This is a genomic window from Pseudolysinimonas yzui (assembly GCF_014653215.1).
In the GTDB taxonomy this organism is placed as follows: Bacteria; Actinomycetota; Actinomycetes; order Actinomycetales; family Microbacteriaceae; genus Pseudolysinimonas_A; species Pseudolysinimonas_A yzui.
The window spans coordinates 311,831-338,335 of sequence record NZ_BNAI01000001.1 but is presented as its reverse complement, the minus strand read 5'-3'; the positions used below and the strand labels follow the sequence as shown (position 1 = coordinate 338,335).

Below are 26,505 nucleotides of genomic sequence, written 5' to 3'. Positions count from 1 at the left end.
GGTGTTTCTAGCGCGCGACGGCGAGCAACGCGATCCCGCCCAGCACGATCACGGCACCCGCGAAACGCTGAAGCGGATGCGGCTCGCGGAACAGCAACCAGCCGGCGAGCCCGACGAAGACGACACTGATCTCGCGGGCGGGCGCGACGATCGCGACCGGCGCCAGCTGCAGGGCGAACAGGATGAGCAGGTAGGCCAGCGGCGAGAGCACCGCCACGACGAGCACCTCGCGCCAGTGGTCGCGCAGGGTCGACCGCACGACGCTCCACCGGCGCACCGCGAGAGGCGCGAGCAACGCCGCCTCGATGATGTTCGTGCCGGCGTGCAGCAGGATCGGGCTGATCGCGAGCACCGTCACCGCCCGCGCGTCCCAGAGGGTGTACGCGGCGATGAAGGTGCCGACCAGCAGCCCCCACAGCACGCCCGCACGCGCCGTCGCCCAGTGCGCTCGCCCGCCGGCCAGGCCGATGACGACGACGCCCACGACGACCGCCCCCGCGCCGAGCAACCCGAGCACCGGCGGGCTCTCGCCGAGCAGCGGGATCGCCAGCAGCACCGCGAGCAGCGGCCCCGTGCCGCGGGCGAGGGGGTAGACGACCGAGACGTCGCCGGCCCGGTATCCCGCTTGCAGCGTGAGGAAGTACCCGATGTGCAGAAAGCCGGCGACGATCACGGCCACTGCCAGATCGGGCCACGAGGGCGGCGCGAGCACGGCAGTCACGACCGCGATGGGCAGCATGAGCACCGCGGTGGCGACGACGGTCAGCCACACGAAGGTCGGTCCGCTGACCGCCGAGCGTTTCACCACCAGGTTCCAGGCCGCGTGGGCGAGCGCCCCGGCGAGAATCAGCCCGGCGACGACCAGCCCGGTGGTCACTCCGGTTCCGTGACGAAGTCGATGAGCTCCTCGACCCGTCCGAGCAGCGCGGGTTCGAGGTCGCCGTAGCCGCGCACCGTGCCGAGGATGCGCTGCCAGGCGGCGGCGACATCCGCCGGCTCGTCGTGGGGCCAGCCGAGCGCGGCGCACACGCCGTGCTTCCACTCGACGTCGCGCGGGATGACGGGCCACGCCGTCAGACCGAGGCGCGCCGGCTTGACCGCCTGCCAGACGTCGACGAACGGGTGCCCGACGACGAGCACGTCGTCGCTCGCCACCTGGGCGGCGATGCGGCTCTCCTTCGAGCCGGGGATGAGGTGGTCGAGCAGCACACCCGCCCGGCGCCTCGCACCAGGGGCGAACCCGGCGAGCGCGGCGCCCAGATTGTCGGCCCCGTCGAGCAGTTCGACGACGACGCCTTCGACCCGCAGGTCGGCGCCCCACACCTTCTCGATCAGCTCGGCGTCGTGGCGGCCCTCGACGTAGAGGCGGCTCCCCCGGGCGACCCGGGCGCGTTGCTGCGGCACCGCCCGGCTGCCGGATGCCGTGCGAGCCGTCGGTGCGGGCGCCGCCTTCGGCGTGACGAGGATGACGGGCTCGCCATCCACGAGGAAGCCGGGGCCCAGCGGGAAGGCCCGCACCCGTCCGGCGCGGTCTTCGAGTTCGACGGTCTGCTTCGCGACGCCCACGACGGCGCCCACGAAGCCGTCGACGTGCTCCACGACGAGATCACGGTCGGCAGGCAGCTCGGGCACGACGCGACGGGTGGCGGCGCGCCAGTCGCCGGCGAGAACATCCTCGCCGTAGCGATCCGTCACGCTCTGACCAATGTCCCCAGCCGGTCGCCCTTGAGCGCCTTGGTGATGTTGCCGGCGGGCTCCATGCCGAAGACGACCATCGGCATCCCGTTGTCCATGCAGAGACTGAACGCGGTCGAGTCGACGACTTTCAGACCCTGCACGAGGGCCTCCTGGTAGGAGATCTCTTCGAGCTTCTTCGCCTTCGGGTTGGTGCGCGGGTCGTCGTCGTAGACGCCGTCGACGCCGTTCTTGGCGACGAGCACTGCATCCGCGCCGATCTCGAGGGCGCGCTGCGCGCTCACCGTGTCGGTCGAGAAGTAGGGCAGCCCGGCGCCGGCTCCGAAGATGACCACGCGGCCCTTCTCGAGGTGCCGTTCGGCGCGCAGCGGGATGTACGGCTCGGCGACCTGGGTCATCGCGATCGCCGACTGCACCCGCACGCCCGCACCGGCCTGCTCGAGGAAGTCCTGCAGGGCGAGCGCGTTCATCATCGTGCCGAGCATGCCCATGTAGTCGGCACGCCCGCGGTCCATGCCGCGCTGGCTCAGCTCGGCCCCGCGGAAGAAGTTGCCTCCGCCGACGACCACGGCGACCTCGACACCGCCCTCGTCCGCAGAGTTCTTCGGGGCAGCTGCCGCGATCTCGCGGGCGATCGCGCTGACGACGTCCGGGTTGACCCCGAGCATCCCCCCGCCGAACGCCTCACCCGACAACTTCAGAAGTACGCGACGACGCTTCTGCTTCTTCTTGGGCACGATCCCCAGCGTAACGGGCGAGCGTTACCAGAAGATGTCGACCCCGGGGAGCGTCGAGAACGCGCGATCCGCCGTCACGAGACGAGCCCCTTCGAGGATGCTCTGCGCCGCGAGCATCCGATCGAACGGGTCGCGGTGCTCCCATTCCAGACGACCGGCCAGCAGACCGTGGCGACTCGCGATCGGGAGTTCGGTCACGCCGAGCTTCGCGACACTTTCGGCGAACGTCGCGACGAGCGTCGCTGCCTCAGGAAATCGCCCGATCCGATGCTTCATCGCGAGCTCCCATGGGGTAACCGGCGAGAACACAAGGTCGTTGCTCGTATCGCTGATCGCGTCGCGCGCCGTTGCTGAAAGGCGCGCCGAATCGTAAAGCGCCCACCACACGACATGGGTGTCGAGCAGAAGCCTCACAGACCGCCGCCCTCCCAGAGCTCGAGTTCGTCGTCGGGCAGCGGGTCGAAGAAGACTGAATCAGGGACGGGGCCGAGCTTCAGAAACCCGAGCTCGCGTCTCGGCGGTTCCACGATCGCGATCAGCCGGGCGACGGGACGACCCGCCCGAGCAATGGTGAACTCTTCGCCCCGCTCGACGCGGGCCAGTAGCTCCGACAGTCGGGTCTTCGCATCCTGCACATTCACCTGCTCGGCCATGTTGACCAAGTTTACTTGGTTCACTCCACGTCGCCCAGGAGATCTTCGGCGGCGATCCACCGGAATCCGTCGTCGTGTGCAAGGATCGGCCCGCGCCGCGCGACCCCTGCTGCCTGACACGCGTCGTCGACGACGGCGAACCATTCGCGGTCGCCGCGTCTCAGATCGTCGCGTCCGGGCCGCTCGAGCACGACGACGATGCTGGCCGGTCGCAGTTCCTCAACAAGCCCAGCCATGAAGGCACGGAAGCCCGTTCGGTGCCCGCGATTCGGACTACTCGGCACGTCGTGCGGAATGACGATCGGAAGCTGACGATGCTCGTCATCGAGAAACAGCAGCCACAGTTGACGGCGATACGCCCCCTCGACGAGATCACGCACTCGATCAAGAAGCACTTCGTCGTCGGCAAGTGAAACGTCGGCAATGTCTTCGAATCGGGATGTCGGCATCCCCCAACACTTGTTCGTCGAACCCCGCCCGAGCGGCGGAGACCCTGTCGAGGTGCGAGGTCAGGCACGTCGTGCCGCTGGGGAAGACTCCTGACGATCACCAGACCCGGGTCATTCACCGCTCCACGCCGCCCGGAACCCACTCACCACATCGTCGCGCTTGACACCTTCTTGCTGCGCAAGGTCGACGAGGTCACGAATCGCCGCGACCACCCCGCCGGGCAGCAGGGCTGCGGTCGTCGCGACGCGGGTGCCGGCTCCCGTCCGCGAAACGACGAGCCCGTCTGCCTCGAGCAGCTTGTAGGCCTTCGCCGCAGTGCCGGGAGCCACGCCGAGGTCGACCGCGACCTGCCGCACGGTGGGGAGGCGTTCCCCGCTGCCGAGGCGGCCCGAAATGATGAACCCACGGAACTGCTGGTAGATCTCCCGTGCCGAATTCCCTTCATCCGACACCTGGTCGATCGTCCCCGCACTCACGCGGCCACGTCCGTCGACAGGTGAGCCGGCGCAGCGGGCATCTGGCCGAGCCGCCGCCGCATCCTGATCGTGAGGAGCAACAGCACAACCGCTGCCGCCTGCAAGGCCACGCCGGCGACCACAAACGCCGGGGCAAACGATGCATAACCGGCAGAGAACATGAACATGCCGAAGCCCGGGATGCCCACCCCCACTGCCCCGGTACCCGCTCCGCCGATCATGAACCAGGCGCCACCGAGCGTGAGCAGGATGGTGGCGATGAAAAGGCGAGTGAGCAGAGCGGCGGTGTCGCGGCGTGCTGCCGTCTCGGCACCGACCGTCTCGGGCCGCACGAAGGGCCGGAAGGAGTCGTTGCGTAATGACCCCACCACCAGCGCCGTGAGCACCGCGATCGCCACCAACGCCGGGACGCTGTAGGCCCAGCCGAAGAACGTCATCGACCCCGGACCGGTCTCTCCGACTGGGATCTCAAGTCGAGAGAACCACCCGTTGTCGTCCGGGCTGGATGCCCCACCCGCGATGAGTGCCGTGAGAACGAACAGCGCGAGGGCCGCCGTCGCGACTGCCGCGTCCCGGCGCGACACGAAGTGCGCCCAGCCGCGCCGCACAACCGGCGTCACCGGCACCTCGGGATGAGCGCGCTCGTGGGAGAGCACCACGAACACCACCGCGAAGCAGACTGTCGCGGCTGCGGGCGGAGCGGCATACACCCACCACCGCACATCGAGCGGGTCTCCGGGGAACGCGACAGCCAGAGCGGGGGCCGTGTACCGCAGGAAGACGTCGACGAAGGGCAAGGCCTCAGTCACGACAAAGGGCGCGACGATCACCCACGGCGCAACCAGAGCGAGTCGGTGCAGGAAGCGCCGTCGACGCGCGATCGTGCGGTCGGCGGCGCGGGCAGGCCCGCCTCGCTCGTCGCCCACCTGGGGCGGCACCGGTGCACGGCCGCGGAGGCGGCCCACCACCAGGATGCAGGCAAACACGAGCAGGGCCACCACAAGAGAGAATCCGGGAGTGAAGACGAGGGCGCTGATCAAAAGTACCTCCAAGTTGTGTCACGACCGTAACACAACTTGTGCCACTCAGGCGATACAAATCTCAACGAGAACGACGGAAGGGCCGGGACGATTGTCCGTCCCGGCCCTTCCGTTCGTCGTGCTCTGGGTACTTACGCGCCCACTTTGAAACGCGTGAAGCCGGTGACGGTGAGCCCGGCATCCTTCGCGACGTTGGCGATGATCAGCTTGTTGTCGCGCGCGTACTCCTGCTCGAGCAGCGACACCTGCTTGAAGAAGGCGCCGAGGCGACCCTCGACGATCTTCGGCAGGGCGGCTTCGGGCTTGCCTTCGTCGCGGCTGATCTGCTCGACGATGCGACGCTCGTTCTCGACCTCGGTCGGGGGAACGTCGTCACGCGTGAGGTAGATCGGGGCGGCGAACGAGATGTGCTGGGCGATGCCCCGCGCGGTCTCGGCGTCGTCACCGGTGTAGGCGAGCACGACACCGATCTGCGGCGGCAGGTCTTTGCTGGTGCGGTGCAGGTAGACGGCGAACTTGTCGCCGGTGACCCGCGCGACCTGGCGCAGTTCGACCTTCTCGCCGATGATGGCAGCCTGGTCTTCGATCAGGCTGCCGACGGTGCCGGAGCCCGCGGGCGCGGCGAGTGCCGCATCCACGGTTTCGGCGCCGGAGTCGGCGAGCGCCGCGACGACCTGGTCGGCGAGGGCGATGAACTTCTCGTTCTTGGCGACGAAGTCGGTCTCGCAGGCGAGTTCGATCATCGTGACGGCGGTCGCCGACTCGACGACCGCGATGAGGCCTTCGCTCGTGGAGCGGTCGGCACGCTTCGCGTTGCCCTTCGCACCCTTGAGCCGCAGGATCTCGACGGCCTTCTCGATGTCACCGTCCGCCTCGACGAGCGCGTTCTTGGTGTCGACCATTCCGGTGCCGAGCCGTTCGCGCAGCGCCTTCACATCTTCCAGGCTGATGGCCATGGATGTTTCCTAACTTCTCGTACTTGTCGTGAACTATTCGGCGACCGGGGCCTCAGCCTCGGCGGCCGGCTCCTCGGTCTTCTTCGCGGCCGGCTTCTTCGCGGCCGGCTTCTTCACGGGCTTCTCCGCCTCAGCCGGGGCTTCAACAACCTCGGCGGCGGGCTCTTCCACGACGGGAGCCTCGACGACGGACTCCTCAACGGCGGCGGGCGCGGCCGTCTCGGACGCACCGAGCAGCTCGGCTTCCCATTCGGCGAGCGGCTCGACAGCGGACACGTTGCCTTCGGCGGCGGGCGCGGCGTGACGCTGCACGAGACCTTCGGCAGCGGCATCCGCGATGATGCGGGTGAGCAGTGCCACCGAGCGGATCGCGTCGTCGTTACCCGGAATCGGGTACTGGAGCTCGTCGGGGTCGGCGTTGGTGTCGAGGATGCCGATGATCGGGATGCCCAGCTTCGTGGCCTCGTCGACCGCGAGGTGCTCGCGCTTGGCGTCGATGACCCAGATCGCGCTCGGGGTCTTCGTCAGGTTGCGGATACCGCCGAGGGTCTTGTGCAGCTTGTCGAGTTCACGCTTCTTGATGAGGAGTTCCTTCTTGGTGAACCCCTTCGTGGTGTCCTCGAAGTCGATCTCCTCGAGCTCCTTCATGCGCGCGAGGCGCTTGGAGACCGTCTGGAAGTTGGTGAGGAGGCCACCGAGCCAACGCTGGTTGACGAACGGCTGGCCGACGCGCTGCGCCTGCTCGGCCACGGTCTCCTGGGCCTGCTTCTTGGTTCCGACGAAGAGCACGCTGCCGCCGTGGGCGACCGTCTCCTTGACGAACTCGTAGGCCTTGTCGATGTAGGCCAGCGACTGCTGCAGGTCGATGATGTGGATGCCGGAGCGCTCGGTCAGGATGAAGCGCTTGACTTTCGGGTTCCACCGGCGGGTCTGGTGTCCGAAGTGAACGCCGCTGTCGAGCAGCTGGCGAATGGTGACGACGGCCATGGCCGTACTCCTTTGTTCTCAGTTGTCTGATCTGCGGCGGCGCCGCGATCCCTAGTGCCCGGGCGCGCATCCGCCGCTCTCTGCAGAGCGGACCGAAGGAATTGGGCCGGTGTCTCGCAGCAAGCGCTGCGTGGGCACGCGAAGTCACTCCCACAAGGGAAGTGCGGGTTCGAGTGTAGCAGCGCGGGCGATTCGGGACTACGCTGGCCCCCTGCCGGACGTCCCGGCCCTGATGAGTCGAAGGAGGATCCGATGAACACCGTCTCTGTCGTGACTCGCTCCGCCTCCTTTGTGGGGCGACCCCTCATCCTCGAGGCCGCCGCCTAACCAGACTCGCTGGCGTGGCCTCCCCATCCGGAAGCCACTTCATTGAGCCATATCTTCGGCGACGATTTCGTCGTCCCCACTTTCACCTTTGCCGACGTCGAACCGGGCGTCGGTCAGCGCTGGTCCACCTGGCCGGCGGTCACCCCGAGCGAGCGCGGCCCGCAGCCGTGGCCCGATTGGGTCGTCACCTCCCGCGCCGCGATGGACACCGAGCTCGGCGTGCTCAAGACCGGCAAGGAGGCCGACGTGTTCCTGATCGAGCGCGCGGTCCCCGGCGAACCCGGTGTCGTACTCGCGGCGAAGCGGTACCGGTCCGCCGATCACCGCGACTTCCACCGGTCGAGCGTCTACCGCGAGGGGCGCAGTGTCGAGAAGAAGAGTCGCGACCAGCGAGCCGTCGAGCGGGGCAGCCGTTACGGGCGCGGCGTCGCGGCGGTCGCCTGGTCTTACGCGGAGTTCGCGGCGCTCTCGCGGCTCTACGCGATCGGGTTGCCGGTGCCCTACCCCGTGCAGGTGGACGGCACCGAGATGCTCATGGAGTTCATCGGCGACGGGCTGTCTGCGGCGCCCCGGCTCGCGGCATCCCGCGCTTCGGGCACCGAACTGGCCGACCTGTTCGCGCAGGTCGCGGCGATCGTGCTCGGTCTCGCCCGGGAGGGCTGCGCCCACGGCGACCTGTCGCCCTACAACCTGCTCGTGCATCGCGGGCGGGTGGTGGCGATCGACCTGCCGCAACTCGTGGATGTCGTGGCCAACCCGAACGGCATGGCGCTGCTGGAACGCGACTGCCGCAACGTCTGCGACTGGTTCACCCGGCGCGGCCATGCGGCCGACGCGGGCGAGCTGTTCGCGCACGCGCTGGGCGAGCTGTCCTGACCCCTCCCCCGGCGGTGGGCGGCGGCGTGATCCACGGATGGCGTCGGCACCCGTCACCGGGTGGGCGTTCTGGGCTGGGATGCCGTCATGCGCCTGCGACGGACCCTCGCCTCGATCGCGGTCGCGCTCGCCCTGGCGCCGTCGACGCTCTGGCTGTGGCCGGTGCCGGCGCCGCATCCCATCGCGCGGCCGTTCATCGCGCCCGAGACCCCGTACGCGGCGGGGCACCGCGGGCTCGACATCCGGGCGGATGCCGGGGTCGAGGTGCGTGCGCCCGCATCCGGTGTCGTCCACTTCGCGGGGTTCGTCGTCGACCGGCCGGTCATCTCGATCCGGCACGCGGGCGGGGTGCTGTCGTCGTTCGAGCCGGTCGAGCCGCTCGTGGCGACCGGTGACCGCGTGGCGCGCGGCGAGGTCATCGGCATCCTGCTGACGGGGCACTGCGCCTCGCCCTGCCTGCACCTCGGGGCGCGCATCGACGGGGAGTACGTGAATCCGCTGCTGTTCCTCGGCGGGCTCGAGCACGCCGTGCTCTACCCGCTGGAGTGAACGAGCGCAGTACGGTGAACGGATGACCGACCCGGCACGCAACCTCATCGAAGCCCTCTCCCAGGTGCACGACCTCTGGTCGGCCCACCGCGTGGTGAGCGTCAACGACTACGACGTGAAGGTCGTCAAGGTGCAGGGCGAGTTCGTCTGGCACACCCACCCCGAGACCGACGAGCTCTTCCTCGTGATGTCGGGGCGCCTCACCATCCAGCTGCGTGACGGCGACGTCGAGCTCGGCCCGAACGACGTCTACGTCGTGCCGCGCGGTGTCGAGCACTGCCCCCGAGCCGACGAGGAGACCCACGTCGTGCTGGTCGAACCCCGCGGCACCGTCAACACCGGCGACGCGGGTGGCGACCGCACCGTCGAGGTGCGCGAACTGGCCTGATCGCGCTACGCGCGCGGGTGGGCGAGCTGGTAGGACTCTTTGAGGCGTTCGGCCGAGACGTGGGTGTAGATCTGCGTGGTCGCGAGGCTCGCGTGGCCGAGCAGCTCTTGCACGGCACGGAGGTCGGCTCCGCCGTCGAGCAGGTGCGTCGCGGCGGTGTGGCGAAAGGCGTGCGGGCCCGCCGGGCCTGAGCCGGGCAGGTCGGCGAGCAGCCGCGCCACCAACTCGTAGACGGCGCGGGTGCTGAGTTGCCGTCCGCGGGCGCTGACGAAGATCGTGCCCGGGTCGTCGCGCCCGTCGAGCAGGGCGGCCCGCGCCTCGTCGAGGTAGCGGTCGAGGGCGCGGCGAGCCGGGATGCCGAACGGCACCACGCGCTGCTTGTCGCCTTTGCCGGTCACGCGGAGGGTCATCCGCTCCCTGTCGAGGTCGGCGACCCGCGCGCCGACGAGTTCGCTGACGCGCAGCGCCGAGGCGTAGAGCAGTTCGACGACGGCGAGATCGCGCACGGCGTTCGGCTCCCCCGTCGCGGCCCGCACCGCCAGATCGTCGAGCAGCCCGTCGACCTGACGGCGGGTGAGCACGCGCGGCAGATGGCGGTCGGGGCGCGGAGCCTTCAGGCGCAGACCCGAGTCGGCATCCGCTGTTCCCGTGGTCGTGAGCCACTTGGTGAACCCGCGCGCCGCGGCGCTGCGCCGGGCGAGCGTCGACTTCGCCAGCCCCGCACTGGAGCCGCGCCACAGCCAGCCGCGCAGCAACTCGAGGTCGACGCCCGCGGTGTCGTCGACTCCCGCGCTCTCGGCGAACCCGGCGAGGTCGGCGAGGTCGGTGCGGTACCCGCGGATCGTGTGCGCGCTGAAGCCGCGGTCGAGCTCGAGGTGTCGGGCGTACCCGTCGATCGCGGCGCGGAGGTCCACCCGACCATGGTCGCGCGGGATCGCGACGTCGGCGGGGCGCCTCGCCGCACTACTCCAGCGTGTGCTCGACCTCGGGGGCGCCGCTGGACTCCACTTCGGCGAGGTTGAACGTCGAGCGCTTGTTCGAGAAGGCGGCGATGCGCTCCTCGTGGGTGAGTTGGGCGAGGCGTTCGAGCACCGAGTCGGGGAATCCCGACACGGCCCGCGTCTCGTTGACCGGCACCACGGAATGCAGGATCTGGTCGTCGTAGACGTGCACGAGGTTGATCGACTGCGCGCCGTCGACGCCGAGGAGGCTGCCGACCGGCGCGCTCGGGTCGATCGTGTAGCAGGTGGCCGCCGCGACCGAGACCGGGATGCCGGCGAACATCCCCGACATCGCGTGGTGCAGATGACCGGCGAGGATGCCGCACACGTCGGTTCCGCGGATGACGTCGGCCAGCCGGTGCATGCCCTGCAGTTCGAGGATGGCCATGATCTCGACCGGGGACGGCAGCGGCGGGTGATGCAGGGCGAGCAGGGTTCCGTCGGCGGCCGGCTCGGCGAGCACCTGACGCAGCCACTCGAGCTGGGTGTCGAGCAGGTCGCCGTGGTGATGGCCGGGAACCGTCGAGTCGAGCGAGATGATGCGCAGCCCGCCGATCATCTCGACGCGGTCTTGCGGCTCCGTGCTCTCGTGGTCGAAGAGCCCCTTCGAGTAGGCCGGGCGCTCGTCGTGGTTGCCCATCACCCAGACGATCTGCGCGCCGATCTTCTCGGCCGCCGGTTCGACGATCGACTTCAGCCGCGCGTACGCGTCGGGTTCGGCGAGGTCGGCGAGGTCGCCGGTGAACACGAGCGCCTCGATCGGCAGGTTCGACCGGCCGAGCAGCTCGAGGGCATGCACGAGCGGCGGGTCGGTGTCGACCGTGCCGTAGAGCCGTCGCCCGCCACCGAGGAGGTGGGTGTCGGAGATGTGGGCGATCACGTGTCGCGCCGGCGGGAATTGGCCCAGTTGCACCATGCGCGCACTCTACTTGCCGCCAGTGTCGGACGGTGGTGTCGGACGGTGGTGTCGGGCGGCGGTGCCGTGCTACTCGAGATCGAAGGTGGCGACGATCGCGCTGCTGAGCGCGTGCTCCTGATCGGGATGCAGGAAGCCCAGTGGCCTCCCCAGGTCAGCGACGGGGATCGTCAGGATGTTGTCGAGACTGACGACCGAGTCATGATCCAGGCCGTTGCGAACGCCGACCGCCACCTCGGTCGACAGGCCTCGCACCGTCGAGGTGATCGGCGCCACCGTCACGCGGCCGAGGTGCGGGCGCACGAGTTCGCGGGTGAGCACCAGCACAGGCCGGCTCGTGTCGAGTCGCGCGAGATGGATCGGTCTCACGGGTCAATCCAGGTCGATCGGCAGTCGTGCTGCATGCACGGCGAGCTCGTCGAAGTCGTCGCCGCCACCCCCGCGCTTCAGGATGTCGACATCGGCGAGCGCGAGTCGCCGCCGCTGTTCCCGCTCGAGGGCTCGAGTGACGACGGCCGCCCGACTCGGGGCCCGACCGGCGGCGACCTCGGCATCGACGAACGAGGCGATCTCGTCGGGCAGCCGCACCGCGATCTGCTTGCTCACCACTCGATGGTACCGAGTTGGGATGCTTCTTGCTCCCATCGCCCACCTCACGACGACACCCGTCGCCACCCCGTCGGACCGGCGACCGCGAGGCCGTCGAGTTCGAGCATCCCGAGTTCGGCGCGCACCGCGTCGATCGACATGCCGCAGATCGCGGCGATCTGCGGCACGAAGCGGCCGGAGCGGGCCAGAGCGTCGAGCACCCGGGTGCGCTCCGGGCTCGGGTCGCCCGTGAACAGCGTCGGGGTGCCACTGGGATCGACGAGTTCGGCCATCTCCTGCGCGGTCGTCACGCACACGGCGTCGTACTCACGGATGAGGCGGTGACAGCCCGCGGACGCCGACGACGTGACGGGGCCGGGCACCGCGCCGAGCGGGCGCCCGAGTTGCGCGGCGTGCCCGGCGGTGTTGAGCGACCCCGAGCGCCAGCCGGCCTCGACGACGACGGTCGCGCGAGACGCTGCCGCGATCAACCTGTTGCGTTGGAGGAACCGCCACTTTGTGGGCGCGGTGCCGAGCGGCACCTCCGAGACCACGGCGCCATGTTCGACGATGCGGGTGAGCAGCGTCTCGTGCGCGCTCGGGTAGAAGCGATCGACTCCTCCGGCGAGGAAGGCCACGGTCGCCCCGCCACTCGCGAGCGCCGCACGGTGGGCGGACCCGTCGATCCCGAACGCGGCACCCGAGATGATCGCGAAGCCCCGGTCGACCAGGCCGCTCGCCGCCTCGATCGTGACGTGCTCGCCATAGCCGGTGGCGGCCCGAGCCCCGACCATCGCGATCGAGCGCTCGAGCCGAGCGAGCATCCCCGCGTCGCCGCGCACCCAGAGCGCAGGCGGGGCGTGTACGCCGAGATCGTCGAGGCCGACCGGCCACTCCGGGTCGCCGGGCACCACCAGCCGGGCACCGAACCGGGCCGCCTGCCGCAGGTGCAGCGCGGTGTCGACCTGACGGATGCGGGGACGCCAGCGGTCGAGGGCATCCCCGAAGGGTTCGCCCAGGAGGTCACCCGACGTCGCCCCCAGCGAGGCGAGGGCGCGCCCCGCACCGACGGCGGCGATGAGGCGACCGGCGTCGGCATCCCCCGGCTCGGCGATCGCCGACCACCTCGCCCGCGCGAACCGCTCGGCGATCTCGTCGCTGTCGAGGGTGCGCTCGGGCACGACAGCCCGCACGAGCGCCGCGACCTCCGAGGCGGGGAGCCGGGCGGTCACGCGGCGGCCCTCCGCAGCAACAGAGCCCGGCCGACGTGCCCGCCGTCGGGGCGGGTCGCATCGTCGAGGTCGGCGAGGGTCCACGCCATGCGCAGCACCCGGTCGTAGCCGCGCATCGTGATGCCGCCGCGTTCGAGCGCCCGGTCGAGGGCCGCCGTCGCCCCGCGCGCGGGCACCCCGGCCGGTGACCGCAACCAGGTGCCCGGAACCTCGGCGTTGAGCCGCCACGGCGTCGCGGCGAGCCGCTCCCGCGCGACGGCCCGGGCCCGCTCGACCCGGCCCCGGGCCGTCGCGGTGTCGACCCGATCGGTGTCGTCGGCCGTGCGCAGCTGTGCCGCGGTGATCCGCTCGACCCGCAGGCGGATGTCGACCCGGTCGAGCAGCGGGCCCGACAGCCGCCCGAGATATCGCCGCTGCGCGAACGGGGTGCAGAGGCACTCCTGATCGCGCGAGCCGGCGTTGCCGCAAGGGCACGGGTTGGCCGCGAGCACGAGTTGGAACCGGCCGGGGAACCGCGCGGTGCCCGCGGCCCGAGACACCGTGATGACCCCGGATTCGAGGGGCTGACGCAGCGCGTCGAGGGCGTGCGGCGAGAACTCGGGTGCTTCGTCGAGGAAGAGCACCCCGTGAGCCGCACGGGCGGCGGCTCCCGGGCGCAGCACCCCGCTCCCCCCGCCGACGATCGCGGCGGGCGACGCGGTGTGATGCGGGGATTCGAGCGGGGGTCGAGTGACGAGCCGCTCCCCCACCGGCAGCCCCGATAGCGACCGCAGTGACGACACCTCGAGCGCCGCGTCGACCGCCAGATCGGGAAGGATGCCGGGCAGGCGGCTCGCGAGCATCGTCTTGCCGGCACCGGGCGGGCCGAGCAGGAAGAGGTGGTGCCCGCCCGCCGCGGCGACCTGCAGAGCCTCAACGGCATCCCGATTGCCGACGACATCGGCGAGGTCGCCGTCATGCCGAGCGGCCTCGGCGGCGAGGGGCGGCAGCAGCAGCGGGTCGACCTCGTACGGGTCGAGCGTCGCCCCGTGCCAGATCGCGGCATCCCGGACCGAGGCCACGCCGACCACCTGGATTCCGTCGACGAGGGCCGCCTCCGCCGCATTGCCGGCCGGCACCAGCACCGTGCGGAAGCCGGCCCGGGCAGCGGCGAGAACCGACGGCAGGATGCCGGGGGTCGGTCGCAGGCGGCCGTCGAGGGCGAGCTCGCCGAGGTGCACGACGCGGTCGACGCTCTCCCTCGGCACGACGCCGTCGGCCGCGAGGGCCGCCATCGCGATCCCCAAGTCGAACGCCGTGCCGTGCTTGGGCAGCGCCGCGGGGGAGAGGTTGATCGTCAGCTTGCGGTGAGTGATCGGGCATCCGGCGTTGGCAGCTGCCGCCCGCACCCGCTCCCTGGCTTGACCAAGGGCGAGGTCGGGCAGGCCGATGAGCACGAAGCCCGGGAGCTGGTTCGAGATGTCGGCCTCGATGTCGACGACCGTGCCGTCGAGCCCGAGGAGGGCGATCGCGTGGGTGCGGGCGACGCGCGTACGACTGGAGCTCATCAGAAGATGCCCTCCAGGTGCTCGATGCTCGCCGGGGCATCACGCGGGGCGATCACCCCGATCGCGTCGATGCGCAGCCGGGTCGCCCGACGCACCGGTCCGCGTGCCGCGAGCCAGGCCGCCGCGAGGCGCCGCAGTCGCGACAGCTTCCCCGGCGTGATCGCCTCGAACGGATGCCCGAACGCCGTCGAGGTGCGAGTCTTCACCTCGATGAAGACGAGTGCGTCGCCGTCGAGCGCGACCAGGTCGATCTCGCCCTCCGGGCAGCGCCAGTTGCGCTCGAGGATCTCGTAACCCCGGCTCGTCAGTGCCCGTTCCGCGATGCGCTCACCGCGTCTGCCGAGTTCATCTTTCGCCGCCATGCAGCGAGGATGTCCGACCACGGGGGATCGCTCGCCGACCCGCAGCCCCAGCTGTGGAGGGCCGGGTTTCCGAATCCTGGGGTGGACGACCAGATGAGAGTGCTCTCATCTGTCTACCCCCGAACGGGGGGCCGGGTGAGACTCAGAACGCAAGATCCGGACATCCACAAGAACCGTCCGGACCATCCATGAAGGGGAATCCATGAACAAGCGTCTCATCGGGGGTCTCGCGGGACTCGTCGCCATCGCCAGCCTCGGGCTCGGCATCGCACCCGCGAACGCGACAACGGGAGGGGAGCCCGACGGCGACCTGCATCCCGATGTCGGTCTCATCCTGTTCTACGCCGAAGACGGCCGCTTCCGCTGCAGTGCGACGCTGGTGTCGCCGACCGTGGTCGTCACCGCCGCGCACTGCACCGAAGGCACCCTCGGGTCGACCCTCGTCACCTTCGAGTCGGTCATCGCCGAGCAGCCGCCGTCGGGCTTCCCCGTCGCGGCCGACCCGACGGTCGGCTACACGTCGGCCGAACTCGCCGCCGCCGGCTACATCTCCGGCACCGCGTACACCCACCCCGCGTACTCGGGATTCACCGACATGGACAACTGGAACGACGTCGGCGTGATCGTTCTCGACGCCCCCGTCGCCTCGTTCGGCGACGGCTACCCCGAGGTCGCCCCGGTCGGCACCCTCGACGCGATCAAGCAGAGCGACCTCTCGAAGACGCTGTTCACCGCGGTCGGCTACGGCACCGAGGTGCGCAAGCCCGACGCCGGACCGCAGAAGCCGCAGCCGATGACCTACCCGCTGCTTCGGCGCTACGTCGACATGCCGGGCCAGAAGCTGACGCCGCAGATCCTGCAGACCAACGGCAACCCGAACGACGTGCACGGCACCGGCGGCACCTGCTTCGGCGACTCGGGTGGCCCGGTGTATCTCGGTGACCAGATCGTGGCCGTCACCAGCTACGGCTACACCTCGAACTGCCGCTATCTCGGCGGCTACCAGCGGCTCGACATCCCCGTCGTCGCCGACTGGCTCGCGACCTTCGGCGTCTAGCCGAAGCGGGGGGCGGCCCGTCCCCGGTGCTCAGCGCCGGGGGCGGGCTATCGCGTGCCCTGGGTCCCGCCCCGAGGCAGGTGCGGGCGCATCCGTTTCTCGAGCAGGTCGATCAGCTCCGGCTGCATGTAGTCGTAACGGTCGGGGATGTCGAGAGAAACGATGCGGGTGCCGCCGAGCGCCTTCGGGTATCCGCGCCGGAGCTTGCTGAGCTGCGCCTTCTCCATCACCACCACGAGGTCGGCCCACTGCAGCTGATCCCCCGAGAGCCGCACGTCGGCATCCGGCGCCAGCCCGGCGGAGTCGGTCTCCACACCGGGGCGATCGGCGAATACCCGTTCAGCGGTGGTGCTGCGCAGGCGGTTGCGCGCGCAGACGAAGAGGATGTTCACCGCGCGCGTTACTCGTCGAGCGCGAGTTCCTTCGGGAGCTCGAGATCCTTGTCGGCACGCTCTTCGACGTTGACGTCCTTGAAGGTGAGCACCCGCACGCTCTTCACGAAGCGGTCGGAGCGGTAGACATCCCACACCCAGACGTCGTTCATCGTGAGCTCGAAGTAGAAGTCGTGCTCGGTGTCTTTGCGCTCGAGCGTGACCTCGTTGGCGAGGTAGAACCGCCGCTCGGTCTCAACGACGTAGCGGAACTGGCCGACGATGTCGCGGTACTCCTTGTAGAGCGCCAGCTCGACCTCGCGGTCGTAGTCTTCGAACTCGTCTTCATCCATTCCGACGAGTCTACGTCGCGCGGCTACGCCCCGACGGCGTCGAGGTCGAACAGCCCGGGCTGCTTGAGCCAGCTCCACCTGTGGAGGGGACTCGCGCCGACGCGTTCGATGCCGGCGTAGTGTTCGGCGCTCGCGTAGCCCTTGTTCGACGTCCACACGTAGCCGGGGTGCACGGCGTCATTGGCGATCATCAGCCGGTCGCGGTGCACCTTCGCCAGAACGGATGCCGCCGCGACGGCTGCGCAGGTGCGGTCGGCTTTCACCTTCATCGTCACCGGGATCGCCCCGCCGATCGCCGGGGTGAGCCAGTCGTGCGAGCCGTCGAGCAGCACGACCGCGCCGGTCAGGTCGACGCCCTCCTCGCGGATCGCATCGATCGCTCGACGGGCGGCCAGCCCGAGCGCCGCGATGATGCCGATCTGCTCGATGCGTTCGTTCGACGCCAGCCCGACGGCGGCGTGCCGGGCCCAGCGGGCGACCTTCGGCTGCAGCTCCTCGCGCTTGGCTTCCGCCAGCAGCTTCGAATCCTTGAGCCCCTCGGGCGCGGTGCGGGTGTCGACATCCACGATGCTGAGCCCCACCGCGACCGGACCGGCGATCGCACCGCGACCCACCTCATCCATGCCGATCACCAGCCGCGCACCCTCCCGCAGCAGGATCCGCTCGTGTCGGAGTGTGGGAACGGTCGAGGTCATCCGCTGGGGCTGGGCGTCGATTCGGGGGTCGGCTGGGTGCCGTTGCCCTCGTCGACGCCTGAGAAGACGATCGGGTAGTTGTCGAGCCAGGTCCAGCGGTCGATCGGCCAGGAGATGAGGATGGCGCGGCCGACGACGTGATCGAACGGCACGAAGCCGTCGGTCGGGCCGTCCTGGTTGTAGCGCGAGTCGGCGGAGTTGTAGCGGTTGTCGCCCATCACCCAGAGCGAGTTCTCGGGAACCGTCACCTCGAAGTCGTCGCGTGAGACCTTGGTGACGCCGTCGGGCAGCGTCACGTACGCCCCGACTTCGTCGAGCGGAACGCCGTTCACCGTCATCTGCCCGAACTCGTTGCAGCAGGCCACGACATCACCTGGCAGGCCGATGACCCGCTTGATGAGGTGATCGTTCGAATCGGGAGCGGTGAGCCCGATGATCGACAGCAGCCAGTCGAAGAACCCGACGACCGGGTTCTGTTCGACCTCCGGCACCGGGTCGAGCCAGCCGCCCGGGTCGCGGAACACCACGATGTCGCCACGCTCGACCGGCACGAGATTCGGCACCAACTCGTTGACGATGATGCGGTCGTTGATGTGAAGGGTGTCTTCCATCGACTGCGACGGGATGTAGAACGACCGGATCAGGAAGGTCTTGATCAGGAACGAGATGACGACCGCGGCGATCAGGATCAGGGCCACATCGCGCAGGAACGCCCGCCACCCCGTGAGCTTCCTGCGCTTGGGTCGGGCCCGCTTCTCGGCGGTCTCTCCGGGCGCGGAGTCGGTTTCTGATGCCGAGTCGAACTCGACGGGCGCGGTGCCCTCGCGCGCCAGCGGCGCATCCTGCTCTGTCATGTCACCCCTGGGTTCCGTGACAGCATATGACGCTTGGCGCCGACCGCCGTGCGACGCGCGCGACGCTCAGCGCTTCACGCGCGAGTCGCGCGAATGCGACTACGCGTCGCGGCGCTCCTTGATCTTCGCCTTCTTGCCGCGCAGGTTGCGCAGGTAGTAAAGCTTCGCGCGACGCACGTCACCGCGGGTCACGATCTCGATGTGATCGATGACCGGGGAGTGCACCGGGAACATGCGCTCGACGCCGACCTGGAACGAGACCTTGCGCACCGTGAAGGTCTCGCGCACGCCCTCGTTCTGGCGGGCGATCACGACGCCCTGGAACACCTGAATACGCGAGCGCGTGCCTTCGATGATGTTCACGTGCACCTTGACGGTGTCACCGGGGCGGAAGTCGGGGATGTCCGACCGAAGAGAAGCGGCGTCGACGTCGTCGAGGATGTGCATGAGGTATCGCTCTCTGCGACCGCCATCAGATCGGGCGCGGTGTTAGTGGTGTGGAATCGAGGTCGTGCCCCGGCCGATCGCGGTATTACGCGGCGGCAGGCACTCGGTGGTTCCTCTGAGGCAGAACCGTGCCGGGCACAAACGACCATCTTGCCATAGCGGGACGGTTCCAGCCACCTGAAGGGCGCTCGGCATCCAGCTAGGCTTCTGCGGTGATCGAACTGCGCACCCCGGCCGAGATCGAACAGATGAAGGCCGCCGGCTCCTTCGTCGCCCGCGTGCTCGAGGCGACGCGCGACGCCGCGGCGGTCGGGGTGAACCTGCTCGACCTCGACGCCCTCGCCCACGAGATGATCCGTGCCGAGGGTGCGGAGAGCTGCTACATCGACTACCACCCGTCGTTCGGCGGTTCCCCGTTCGGCAAAGTGATCTGCGCGTCGGTCAACGACGCCGTGCTGCACGGGCTCCCCCGCGACTACGTGCTGCAGGATGGCGACCTTCTGTCGCTCGACTTCGCGGCGAACGTCGACAGCTGGGTCGCCGACTCGGCGCTGTCGATCGTCGTCGGCACCGCCCGCGACGCCGATCTGAAGCTGATCGCGACGACCGAGAAGGCCCTCGCCGCCGGCATCGCCGCGGCGAAGGTCGGCAACAAGATCGGCGACATCTCGGCCGCGATCGGCGACGTCGCCCACGCGGCGCGGCTGAAGGTTAACCTCGACTTCGGCGGGCACGGGGTCGGCCGCATCATGCACGGCGACCCGCACATCCCCAACGACGGGCGGGCGGGACGCGGACTCGCCCTGCGACCGGGGCTGGTGTTCGCGATCGAGCCGTGGTTCATGCTCGGCACCGACAAGATCTACACCGACGCCGACGGCTGGACCCTCCGCAGCAAGGACGGCTCCCGCGGCGCGCATTTCGAGCACACGGTGGCGATCACCGAAGCGGGTCCGCTCGTGCTGACCGCGCGCTCCTCCTAGGCCGGAGGGATCGGCGGGGGCGTCCCGGCCGGCCGCGCCGAGTTGCGAACGACGGCGATGATGGCGATCACGATCGCCAGGATGATGACCACCGGCCAGGTCAGGATCGCCAGGCCCAGGGCATCCCCGGAGTGCGACCAGAAGTGCAGCACCAGCAACCAGGCGATGAGCGCGAACTCGGCGACGAGCAGCCACTTCTCGGTGAGCGAAAGCCCGAGCTCACGATGGGCCCGCATGATCAGAGCGTTGACGACGAGCGAGAGCACCAGCCCGGGAAACACCGCGAACGCGTGAATCGCGCCGGCGAACGAGAAAGCCAGCTCGGCGGCATCGAACACCGCGACCCCGAGGATGCCGACGAGACTCAGTGCCAGCAGGCCGGCGGCCACCGCGAACTGCGCCCACACCCACCCGCGGTCACGCATCGCCGGTCTCCTCGTGCGGCAGCAACTCGGGACGCACCCGGCGCGTGCGCTCGAGTTGCTGCTCACGGCGCCAGGCGGCGATCGCGGCGTGGTTGCCGCTGAGCAGCACGGGTGGGGTTTCGAGTCCGCGCCAGACGGCGGGCTTCGTGTAACTCGGGTACTCGAGCAGGCCGTCTTCGTGGCTCTCCTCGACGAGACTCTCCGGGTTGCCGACGACCCCCGGCACGAGCCGGCCCGCGGCTTCGATCATCGCCATCGCCGCGACCTCGCCGCCGTTGAGCACGTAGTCGCCGAGGCTCAGCTCGAGCACCTCCGCCCGGGTTCGGGTGTGCTCGATGACGCGCTGGTCGATGCCCTCGTACCGGCCGCAGCAGAACACCAGGTGCTGCCGCTCGCTGAGGTCGCGGGCGGTTCCTTGCGTGAACAGCGCACCGGCGGGCGTCGGGAAGACGACCGTGCTCTCGAGGGTGAGGATGGCATCCAATGCTTCGCCCCACGGCTCGGGCTTCATCACCATGCCCGCGCCGCCGCCTGCCGGGGTGTCGTCGACGGTGCGGTGGCGGTCGTGCGTGAAATCCCGGAGGTCGTGCACCCGGATGTCGAGCACTCCCCCGCTGCGCGCCCGCCCGAGGAGTGAGACGTCGAGCACCGAGAAGAACTCGGGGAAGATCGTCACGACGTCGATGCGCACGGGTCTCAGGCTAGCCGGGGTGCGGGAGTCCCTAACTCTCGGAATCGCGGCCGCTTATCCACGTCTCGTCGATGTACCGCCTTTGGCCCGAGAGCTGGGTCCCAAAGTCGAGGGATGCAGACCGGACTGTTCTCGACCCGGCTCCTTCGCGCCCACGGGATGGGACGGGCCGACGTACGTCGCGCACTCGCGACAGGAGCACTCAGGCGGGTTCGCCGCGGCTGGTACTGCCTACCCTCCGCGGCACCGGAGGTCGTCATCGCAGCTCAAGCCGGCGGGCGGCTCACTTGCCTCGCTGCCCTCAAGAGCCAGGGCGCATGGACACTCGACAGCGCGGGGCTGCACGTCCGCGTAGCCGACGGCGTCAGCGTTCTCCATCAGCCGGGGGTGCGCATCCATTGGACACCGAATCGAGTCGGTCCCGGGGTCGACTCGGTCGAGGAGGCGCTCGCAACCGCGATCGCCTGCGTCGACTTCCGAGCCTTGGTCGTCGCGGTCGATTCGCTCGCGAACCGCGGGATTCTCGCGCCCGTCCGGCTGCAGGCGGTGCTCGGCGTCACGCCGCGAGGGCGCCGAGTTCTCGCTGTCCACGACCCCCAAGCCGAGTCCGGCATCGAAACTCTCATCCGGTTGGCGCTGCGGCGTCACCGTGTGCGCGCTCGGAGCCAGGTCGTCATACCGGGAGTGGGGAGGGTCGATTTCTTGATCGGCGATCGGTTGGTGATCGAGGCCGACGGTTACGACTGGCACGGTGACCGCGCGGCTTTCGAGCGAGATCGTGAGCGGGATCGGGAACTCGTGCGGCGCGGCTATGTCGTGATCCGCGCGAGCTACCGGCAGGTCATGTCCAACCTCGACGACGTGGTGAGCGCTGCCCTCGATGTGATCCGTCGACGCGAGCACCGGTGGCGCGCGATCCACCGGACTCAACTCTCGGAATCTGGGTGCCTCATCGATCTGTCGTCGACGAAGTGGCGGATTCCCGAGAGTTAGGAGCCGGCGGCCGGGGTGTCGTCGTCGGGGAGGTCTTCGAAGAGGCCGGGCGGCGGGGTGAGGGTGACGGTGCCGGCGGCGATGTCGACCGTCGGCACGATCGCCGCCACGAACGGCACGAGCACCTCGCCGCTGCCGGTGTCGATCGCGAGCAGGTCCTGGGCGGGCAGGTGGTCGACGCGGATGACGCGTCCCACGTCGACCCCGTCACGCAGGGCCCGCAGCCCGACGAGCTGGTGGTCGTACCAGGCGTCGGATTCGGCGGGCAGCTCGGTGACGTCGTGGTCGACCCAGAGGATCGCGCGCACGAGCGTCTCGGCCGCCTCGCGGGTGTCGATGCCGGCGAAGAAGCCGACGGCGTGGCTGTTGTACCAGCGCAGCTCGGTCAGCTCGATCGTCTTGCCGTGCCACGGGGATGACGTGGGCACCTGCAACGTGAACGTCGCGCCCGGTACGAAGCGCCGCTCCGGCTCGTCGGTGAAGAGTTCCAGCTTGAGGGCGCCCTTGAGCCCGTGGGCCTTGGTGAGGCGCCCGACACGCAGCTGGGTCGTACCCGGGGGCGGAGCCTTTTCGGCGTTCACGCCTCGTCGGTGTCGACGACGTCGACGCGCACGCGCTGCCCGTCGGCGAGAGCCGTCACGAGCGTACGAAGAGCCTTGGCGGTGCGCCCCGACCGGCCGATGACGCGACCGAGATCGTCGGGGTGCACCCGCACCTCGAGCAGCTCGCCGCGCGAGGAGGTCGAGGACTCGACCCGGACATCATCCGGGTTGTCGACGATCCCCTTGACGAGGTGCTCGAGGGCGGAAGCCAGCATGATTACTTGTCGTCGCCCTCGGCCGGAGCCTCGGCGGGCGCCTCTTCGACAGCGGCCTCGGGCGCCTCAACGACGTCCTCGACGACCTCGGCCGGGGCCTCGGCGGCCGGGGCCTCCTCGACGGGAGCCTCCACCTTCGGGGCCTTCTCGGCCTTCGGCTTCAGAACGGGCTTCTTCTTGTCGTCGATCGAGAAGACCGGCTTGGGCTCCTTGACGCGGATGGTGCTCTTGGCACCCTTCTCGCCCTTGAAGGTGCCCCAGTCGCCCGAGAGCTTCAGCAGCGCGGTGACCTGCTCGGTCGGCTGCGCGCCGACGCTGAGCCAGTACTGGGCACGGGCCGAGTCGATCTCGATGAACGAGGGCTCCTCGGTGGGGTGGTACTTGCCGATCTCTTCGATCACGCGGCCGTCGCGCTTGGTGCGCGAGTCGGCGACGACGATGCGGTAGTAGGGGGCGCGGATTTTGCCGAGCCGCTTGAGGCGGATCTTGACAGCCAAGAGTTCTCCAGAGTGTGTGCGTGTGACGGGCGAACTGCTCCCGTGTGCGTGGGGCACACTCGGCAGGAAAGTTCAAGTGGAGGTCATCGGCATCGGATAGAGGGTCGGACGCCGGGACCCAAACGACCATTCTGGCAGATTCTGATCCGCCCGGCGACCATTCACCTCAGGCGGGCACGGGCACCCGCGGGCGGCGCCGGGAGACGGCGACGCCGAGCAGGCAGATGACGCCGCCGGCGAGGGCGAGCGGATGCGGGATCTCACCGAAGGCGAGGAACCCCATGACGGTCGCGAGCGGGGGCGAGAGGTAGCTGGCGATCCCGAGCTGCCCCGCGGGCATGCGGCCGAGCGCGTACGCCCAGGTCGTGAAGGCGAGGGCGGTCGGCACGATGCCGAGGTAGAGCGTGCCCCACCAGGCGGAGGCCGGTGCCACCGCGAGCTGCTCCACGAGGACGCCGGTGAACGGCAGGCACACCACGAGACCGATGGCGCAGCCGAGGAAGGTCGCCTGGATCGCCGGGATGCGTCGCACGACCGGCTTCTGGGTGACGGCCCCGACGGCGTAGGTGATCGCCGCGACGAGTGCGAGCACCGCTCCGAGAAGGTCGACGGGATGCGCGCCGCCTTGCGCCAGCATCGTTCCGACTCCGATCAGCACGACGCCCGCGAACGCGACGGCCGCGCCGATCGCAAGCCATTTCGGGATGCCCTCGCCGAGGAAGATCCCCGCGCCGAGGGCGATGAGGATCGGCCCGATACCGACGATCATCGCGGCGGTGCCGGCATCCAGGGTCTGCTCCGCCGTATTGAGCGCGACGTTGTACGCCCCGAACCAGGCGACCCCGTAGATCGCGAGCTGCAGCCACTCGCGTCGCGTCGGCCACACCCAGCGGCGGGCGATCAGCACGGCGATGCCGAGCGCGACCACGCCGACGGCGAGGCGGCCGAGGGCGAGCGGACCGCCGTCGAGATACGGGCCGACGCCGCGGATGACGACGAACGCGCTGGCCCAGGCGAGGAAGGTGAAAGCGACGGCACCGAGCAGCAGCCAGCGGGAGGACGTCATCCGCTCACGCTACGGGCGCCCGCCGACACCGCACAGGGTCGCAACGGTCAGCTCGCGACGGAATCCCGCCAGGCGAGCAGCCGCTTCACGCGCGTGAGATCGTCGCCCGCGTTGATCGCGACCTCGAAGAGACTGACCCCCAGCTCGCGATACACGTCGAGCACCGCCTGCTCGCTCGACCCCATCCCGCGGATCGAGGTTCCTGTCGACAACTCGATCTGCGACATGTCGCGGCCGACCTCCTCGCACCAGTGCCGCAGCACCCCGAGCTTCCGCACGAAGGTGTCGGGGTCGGCGAAGGAGTGCCAGATGTCGGCAAGCTGGGCGACGATCTTCAGCGTCTTCTGCTCGCCGCCTCCGCCGATCAGGATCGGGATGTCGCGAGTCGGGGCCGGGTTGAGTTTCGTCCAGCGGTCGCGGATGCGCGGCAGGTCGACGGCGAGCGCGTCGAGCCGCGACCCCACGGTGCCGAAGTCGTAGCCGTACTCGACGAAGTCGCGCTCGAACCAGCCGGAGCCGGTGCCGAAGATGAACCGCCCCCCGCTGATGTGGTCGAGCGTGCGGGCCATGTCGGCCTGGAGGTCGGGGTTGCGGTAGAGGTTGCAGTTCACGAGCGGCCCGAACTCGACCCGCGAGGTCTGTTCGGCGATTGCTCCGAGCATCGTCCACGCCTCGAAGTGCGTTCCGTCGGGATCGCCGCTCAACGGGAAGAAGTGGTCCCAGTTGAAGACGATGTCGACGCCGAGGTCTTCGAGCTCGCGAACGGTGTCTCTGATGAGCGAGTACGGGGCGTGCTGGTTGGAGACCTGCACGCCCACCCTGATGGATCGACGCATCCCTGGTGCGGTCATCCCGCCAACCTAGAGGGGGCGGACGGAACTTTCTGTCACTTATGCGGGGCGGGTCAGCGCCCCAACATCTTCTGCAGAGCGGCGAGCTCTTCGGGCGTCGGGGGGGCCTTCGCCGCTCCCCCACCGCCGAGACCGAACCCCGTGCCGCCGGCCGCCGGCTTGACGCCCTGGGCGCGGGCGGCATCCTCGGCGGCACGCTTCGCGGGGTTGCCGCTGCGCGAGCCCTTCTTCTGCTGCTGCTTGCCCTTTCCCGGGCGGCCGCCGCCGAAGCCGGCCCCCGGAATCGGACCCATCCCGGGCACCTGCGGCGTTCCGCCCTTGGCGACGGTCTTCATCATCTTCGCGGCCTGCTCGAAGCGCAGTACGAGCTGGTTCACGTCGGTGACCGTCGTGCCCGACCCCTTGGCGATACGCAGCCGCCGCGATCCGTTGAGCAGCTTCGGGGTGGTGCGTTCCGCGAGGGTCATCGACTGGATGATCGCCTCCGTGCGCACGATCTCGCGCTCGTCGAAGTTGTCGAGGGCTTCGCGCATCCCGCGGGCGCCCGGCAGCATCCCGAGCATGCCCTTGAGCGACCCCATGTTGCGCAGCTGCTGCATCTGCTTGAGGAAGTCGTCGAGGGTGAAGGTGTCGGTCGCGAACTTCTCGGCGACCTTCTTCGCCTCCTCCTCGTCGAACGCCTCCTGCGCCTGCTCGATGAGGGTGAGGATGTCGCCGAGGTCGAGGATGCGCGACGCCATGCGGTCGGGGTGGAAGGGCTCGAAGTCATCCAGCCCCTCGCCGGTGGAGGCGAACATGATGGGGCGTCCGGTGATCGACGCGACCGAGAGGGCGGCACCACCGCGGGCGTCGCCGTCGAGTTTGGTGAGCACGACGCCGGTGAAGTCGACGCCCTCCTGGAACGCGCGGGCCGTCGTGACGGCGTCTTGGCCGATCATCGCGTCGATGACGAACAGCACCTCGTCGGGGTCGACGGCCTTGCGGATGTCGGAGGCCTGCTTCATCAGCTCGGCGTCGATGCCGAGGCGGCCGGCGGTGTCGACGATGACGGTGTCGTACTGCTTGCGCTCCGCCTCCTTGACGCCGTCCTTCGCGACCTTCACCGGGTTGCCGACCCCGTTGCCCGGCTCCGGCGCGAACACCGGGACCCCGGCCTGCTCGCCGACGACCTGCAGCTGGGTGACGGCGTTCGGACGCTGGAGGTCGCTCGCGACGAGAAGCGGCGTGTGCCCCTCCTTCTTGAGCCACTTCGCGAGCTTCCCCGCGAGAGTGGTCTTACCCGCACCCTGAAGTCCGGCGAGCATGATGACGGTGGGCGGCTTCTTCGCGAACTCCAGCCGTCGCTGCTGACCGCCGAGGATGCCGACCAGCTCTTCGTTGACGATCTGCACGACCTGCTGGGCCGGGTTGAGCGCCTTGTTCACCTCGTCGCTCAGCGCCCGTTCGCGCACCTTGCCGGTGAAGTCCTTCACGACCTCCAGCGCGACGTCTGCGTCGAGCAGGGCACGCCGGATCTCGCGCACCGTGCCGTCGACATCCGCGGGCGTGAGCTTGCCCTTGGTGCGGAGGTTCTTGAAGGTCGCGGTGAGGCGATCCGAGAGTGAAGAGAAGGTGGCCATATCGCG

36 protein-coding genes and 1 pseudogene are annotated in these 26,505 nt (G+C 69.5%); 7 read left to right on the top strand and 30 right to left on the bottom strand.

What is annotated here, in order from left to right:
* Positions 1 to 7: 7 nt before the first annotated feature.
* The 10 genes from IE173_RS01785 to rpsB all read right to left on the bottom strand — a co-directional run bounded on the left by IE173_RS01785 (position 8) and on the right by rpsB (position 6,994).
* Entirely contained in the window at positions 8 to 877 is an 870-nt protein-coding gene (locus tag IE173_RS01785) for a DMT family transporter (protein ID WP_229841812.1), read from the bottom strand.
* Positions 874 to 1,695, bottom strand: a complete 822-nt coding sequence (locus tag IE173_RS01780) for a DUF3097 domain-containing protein (protein ID WP_191281665.1) — start codon at positions 1,693 to 1,695, stop codon at positions 874 to 876. The genes IE173_RS01785 and IE173_RS01780 overlap by 4 nt, the downstream gene beginning before the upstream one ends.
* Positions 1,692 to 2,432 (bottom strand): UMP kinase, encoded by a 741-nt coding sequence (pyrH, locus tag IE173_RS01775; protein WP_191281664.1) that lies wholly within the window; start codon positions 2,430 to 2,432, stop codon positions 1,692 to 1,694. Before pyrH ends, IE173_RS01780 begins: the two co-directional genes overlap by 4 nt.
* Before the next feature lie 24 nt (positions 2,433 to 2,456).
* Positions 2,457 to 2,846 (bottom strand): type II toxin-antitoxin system VapC family toxin, encoded by a 390-nt coding sequence (locus IE173_RS01770; RefSeq protein ID WP_191281663.1) that lies wholly within the window; start codon positions 2,844 to 2,846, stop codon positions 2,457 to 2,459.
* The gene (locus IE173_RS01765; RefSeq protein ID WP_191281662.1) at positions 2,843 to 3,085 is read right to left on the bottom strand and encodes a type II toxin-antitoxin system Phd/YefM family antitoxin; all 243 of its coding nucleotides are present in this window, start codon (positions 3,083 to 3,085) and stop codon (positions 2,843 to 2,845) included. The genes IE173_RS01770 and IE173_RS01765 overlap by 4 nt, the downstream gene beginning before the upstream one ends.
* Before the next feature lie 20 nt (positions 3,086 to 3,105).
* Positions 3,106 to 3,534 carry a hypothetical protein gene (locus IE173_RS01760; RefSeq protein ID WP_191281661.1) on the bottom strand — a complete coding sequence of 143 codons (429 nt, stop codon included), beginning with the start codon at positions 3,532 to 3,534 and terminating at the stop codon, positions 3,106 to 3,108.
* Positions 3,535 to 3,645: 111 nt separating this feature from the next.
* A complete protein-coding gene (locus IE173_RS01755) occupies positions 3,646 to 3,987 on the bottom strand; it encodes a GntR family transcriptional regulator (protein WP_229841811.1) in 342 nt (113 codons plus the stop codon).
* 20 nt (positions 3,988 to 4,007) lie between these two features.
* Positions 4,008 to 5,009, bottom strand: a complete 1,002-nt coding sequence (locus IE173_RS01750; protein ID WP_191281660.1) for a hypothetical protein — start codon at positions 5,007 to 5,009, stop codon at positions 4,008 to 4,010.
* 173 nt (positions 5,010 to 5,182) lie between these two features.
* A complete protein-coding gene (gene tsf, locus IE173_RS01745) occupies positions 5,183 to 6,007 on the bottom strand; it encodes a translation elongation factor Ts (RefSeq protein WP_191281659.1) in 825 nt (274 codons plus the stop codon).
* Positions 6,008 to 6,040: 33 nt separating this feature from the next.
* On the bottom strand, positions 6,041 to 6,994 hold the full coding sequence (gene rpsB, locus IE173_RS01740) for a 30S ribosomal protein S2 (RefSeq protein ID WP_191281658.1): 954 nt from the start codon (positions 6,992 to 6,994) through the stop codon (positions 6,041 to 6,043).
* A 369-nt stretch (positions 6,995 to 7,363) separates the two neighbouring features.
* Here rpsB and IE173_RS01735 point away from each other — a divergent pair, with 369 nt between their 5' ends.
* The 3 genes from IE173_RS01735 (at position 7,364) to IE173_RS01725 (ending at position 9,134) form a co-directional block, all read left to right on the top strand.
* The gene (locus tag IE173_RS01735; protein WP_308433068.1) at positions 7,364 to 8,197 is read left to right on the top strand and encodes a serine protein kinase RIO; all 834 of its coding nucleotides are present in this window, start codon (positions 7,364 to 7,366) and stop codon (positions 8,195 to 8,197) included.
* An 87-nt stretch (positions 8,198 to 8,284) separates the two neighbouring features.
* Entirely contained in the window at positions 8,285 to 8,746 is a 462-nt protein-coding gene (locus tag IE173_RS01730) for a M23 family metallopeptidase (protein ID WP_191281657.1), read from the top strand.
* A gap of 22 nt (positions 8,747 to 8,768) precedes the next feature.
* The gene (locus IE173_RS01725) at positions 8,769 to 9,134 is read left to right on the top strand and encodes a cupin domain-containing protein (RefSeq protein WP_191281656.1); all 366 of its coding nucleotides are present in this window, start codon (positions 8,769 to 8,771) and stop codon (positions 9,132 to 9,134) included.
* Positions 9,135 to 9,139: 5 nt separating this feature from the next.
* Here IE173_RS01725 and IE173_RS01720 read toward each other — a convergent pair whose 3' ends face one another.
* The 7 genes from IE173_RS01720 to IE173_RS01690 all read right to left on the bottom strand — a co-directional run bounded on the left by IE173_RS01720 (position 9,140) and on the right by IE173_RS01690 (position 14,780).
* Positions 9,140 to 10,048, bottom strand: a complete 909-nt coding sequence (locus IE173_RS01720) for a tyrosine recombinase XerC (protein WP_191281655.1) — start codon at positions 10,046 to 10,048, stop codon at positions 9,140 to 9,142.
* Positions 10,049 to 10,097: 49 nt separating this feature from the next.
* A complete protein-coding gene (locus IE173_RS01715) occupies positions 10,098 to 11,051 on the bottom strand; it encodes a phosphodiesterase (RefSeq protein WP_191281654.1) in 954 nt (317 codons plus the stop codon).
* A 69-nt stretch (positions 11,052 to 11,120) separates the two neighbouring features.
* A complete protein-coding gene (locus IE173_RS01710) occupies positions 11,121 to 11,420 on the bottom strand; it encodes a type II toxin-antitoxin system PemK/MazF family toxin (RefSeq protein ID WP_191281653.1) in 300 nt (99 codons plus the stop codon).
* Between the two features lie 3 nt (positions 11,421 to 11,423).
* Entirely contained in the window at positions 11,424 to 11,657 is a 234-nt protein-coding gene (locus tag IE173_RS01705) for a type II toxin-antitoxin system ParD family antitoxin (protein WP_191281652.1), read from the bottom strand.
* 47 nt (positions 11,658 to 11,704) lie between these two features.
* The gene (gene dprA, locus IE173_RS01700; protein WP_191281651.1) at positions 11,705 to 12,871 is read right to left on the bottom strand and encodes a DNA-processing protein DprA; all 1,167 of its coding nucleotides are present in this window, start codon (positions 12,869 to 12,871) and stop codon (positions 11,705 to 11,707) included.
* On the bottom strand, positions 12,868 to 14,418 hold the full coding sequence (locus IE173_RS01695; RefSeq protein WP_191281650.1) for a YifB family Mg chelatase-like AAA ATPase: 1,551 nt from the start codon (positions 14,416 to 14,418) through the stop codon (positions 12,868 to 12,870). The genes dprA and IE173_RS01695 overlap by 4 nt, the downstream gene beginning before the upstream one ends.
* Complete coding sequence (locus IE173_RS01690; RefSeq protein ID WP_191281649.1) at positions 14,418 to 14,780, bottom strand: YraN family protein; 363 nt, start codon at positions 14,778 to 14,780, stop codon at positions 14,418 to 14,420. Before IE173_RS01690 ends, IE173_RS01695 begins: the two co-directional genes overlap by 1 nt.
* Before the next feature lie 202 nt (positions 14,781 to 14,982).
* On the opposite strand from IE173_RS01690, the gene IE173_RS01685 reads away from it, so the two are divergent.
* Positions 14,983 to 15,837, top strand: a complete 855-nt coding sequence (locus IE173_RS01685; RefSeq protein ID WP_191281648.1) for a trypsin-like serine protease — start codon at positions 14,983 to 14,985, stop codon at positions 15,835 to 15,837.
* 47 nt (positions 15,838 to 15,884) lie between these two features.
* Here the strand turns inward: IE173_RS01685 and IE173_RS01680 are convergent, their stop codons facing one another.
* From IE173_RS01680 to rplS, 5 genes are all read right to left on the bottom strand, one after another.
* Positions 15,885 to 16,229 carry a low molecular weight protein tyrosine phosphatase family protein gene (locus IE173_RS01680; RefSeq protein WP_191281647.1) on the bottom strand — a complete coding sequence of 115 codons (345 nt, stop codon included), beginning with the start codon at positions 16,227 to 16,229 and terminating at the stop codon, positions 15,885 to 15,887.
* 8 nt (positions 16,230 to 16,237) lie between these two features.
* The gene (locus IE173_RS01675) at positions 16,238 to 16,561 is read right to left on the bottom strand and encodes a DUF2469 family protein (protein ID WP_191281646.1); all 324 of its coding nucleotides are present in this window, start codon (positions 16,559 to 16,561) and stop codon (positions 16,238 to 16,240) included.
* Between the two features lie 23 nt (positions 16,562 to 16,584).
* On the bottom strand, positions 16,585 to 17,256 hold the full coding sequence (locus tag IE173_RS01670; RefSeq protein ID WP_191281645.1) for a ribonuclease HII: 672 nt from the start codon (positions 17,254 to 17,256) through the stop codon (positions 16,585 to 16,587).
* On the bottom strand, positions 17,253 to 18,110 hold the full coding sequence (gene lepB, locus IE173_RS01665) for a signal peptidase I (RefSeq protein WP_191281644.1): 858 nt from the start codon (positions 18,108 to 18,110) through the stop codon (positions 17,253 to 17,255). Before lepB ends, IE173_RS01670 begins: the two co-directional genes overlap by 4 nt.
* Before the next feature lie 99 nt (positions 18,111 to 18,209).
* Positions 18,210 to 18,557: a 50S ribosomal protein L19 gene (rplS, locus tag IE173_RS01660; RefSeq protein WP_191281643.1), complete on the bottom strand. Its 348-nt coding sequence runs from the start codon at positions 18,555 to 18,557 to the stop codon at positions 18,210 to 18,212.
* A gap of 212 nt (positions 18,558 to 18,769) precedes the next feature.
* Between rplS and map the strand changes: the two genes are divergently transcribed.
* Entirely contained in the window at positions 18,770 to 19,540 is a 771-nt protein-coding gene (gene map / locus IE173_RS01655) for a type I methionyl aminopeptidase (RefSeq protein ID WP_191281642.1), read from the top strand.
* On the opposite strand, the gene IE173_RS01650 is transcribed toward map, so the two are convergent.
* Together IE173_RS01650 and trmD are read right to left on the bottom strand one after the other, a co-directional pair.
* Positions 19,537 to 19,965 (bottom strand): hypothetical protein, encoded by a 429-nt coding sequence (locus IE173_RS01650; protein WP_191281641.1) that lies wholly within the window; start codon positions 19,963 to 19,965, stop codon positions 19,537 to 19,539. The genes map and IE173_RS01650 overlap by 4 nt on opposite strands.
* Entirely contained in the window at positions 19,958 to 20,656 is a 699-nt protein-coding gene (trmD, locus tag IE173_RS01645) for a tRNA (guanosine(37)-N1)-methyltransferase TrmD (RefSeq protein ID WP_191281640.1), read from the bottom strand. The genes IE173_RS01650 and trmD overlap by 8 nt, the downstream gene beginning before the upstream one ends.
* Before the next feature lie 114 nt (positions 20,657 to 20,770).
* On the opposite strand from trmD, the pseudogene IE173_RS15650 reads away from it, so the two are divergent.
* Positions 20,771 to 20,881, top strand: a pseudogene (locus tag IE173_RS15650) (type IV toxin-antitoxin system AbiEi family antitoxin domain-containing protein); the annotation flags it as partial.
* A gap of 258 nt (positions 20,882 to 21,139) precedes the next feature.
* Positions 21,140 to 21,649 (top strand): endonuclease domain-containing protein, encoded by a 510-nt coding sequence (locus IE173_RS01640; RefSeq protein WP_191281639.1) that lies wholly within the window; start codon positions 21,140 to 21,142, stop codon positions 21,647 to 21,649.
* Here the strand turns inward: IE173_RS01640 and rimM are convergent.
* The 6 genes from rimM to ffh form a co-directional block, all read right to left on the bottom strand.
* A complete protein-coding gene (rimM, locus tag IE173_RS01635) occupies positions 21,646 to 22,230 on the bottom strand; it encodes a ribosome maturation factor RimM (RefSeq protein WP_191281638.1) in 585 nt (194 codons plus the stop codon). The two genes, IE173_RS01640 and rimM, sit on opposite strands and share 4 nt — an antisense overlap.
* Positions 22,227 to 22,466 carry an RNA-binding protein gene (locus tag IE173_RS01630; RefSeq protein ID WP_191281637.1) on the bottom strand — a complete coding sequence of 80 codons (240 nt, stop codon included), beginning with the start codon at positions 22,464 to 22,466 and terminating at the stop codon, positions 22,227 to 22,229. The genes rimM and IE173_RS01630 overlap by 4 nt, the downstream gene beginning before the upstream one ends.
* Before the next feature lie 2 nt (positions 22,467 to 22,468).
* Positions 22,469 to 22,963, bottom strand: coding sequence for a 30S ribosomal protein S16 (rpsP, locus tag IE173_RS01625; protein ID WP_191281636.1), 495 nt, complete (start codon positions 22,961 to 22,963; stop codon positions 22,469 to 22,471).
* Between the two features lie 166 nt (positions 22,964 to 23,129).
* Positions 23,130 to 24,029, bottom strand: a complete 900-nt coding sequence (locus IE173_RS01620; RefSeq protein WP_191281635.1) for a DMT family transporter — start codon at positions 24,027 to 24,029, stop codon at positions 23,130 to 23,132.
* Positions 24,030 to 24,076: 47 nt separating this feature from the next.
* Positions 24,077 to 24,880 (bottom strand): LLM class F420-dependent oxidoreductase, encoded by an 804-nt coding sequence (locus IE173_RS01615; RefSeq protein ID WP_229841810.1) that lies wholly within the window; start codon positions 24,878 to 24,880, stop codon positions 24,077 to 24,079.
* 53 nt (positions 24,881 to 24,933) lie between these two features.
* A complete protein-coding gene (ffh, locus tag IE173_RS01610; protein ID WP_191281634.1) occupies positions 24,934 to 26,499 on the bottom strand; it encodes a signal recognition particle protein in 1,566 nt (521 codons plus the stop codon).
* Positions 26,500 to 26,505 lie beyond the last annotated feature (6 nt).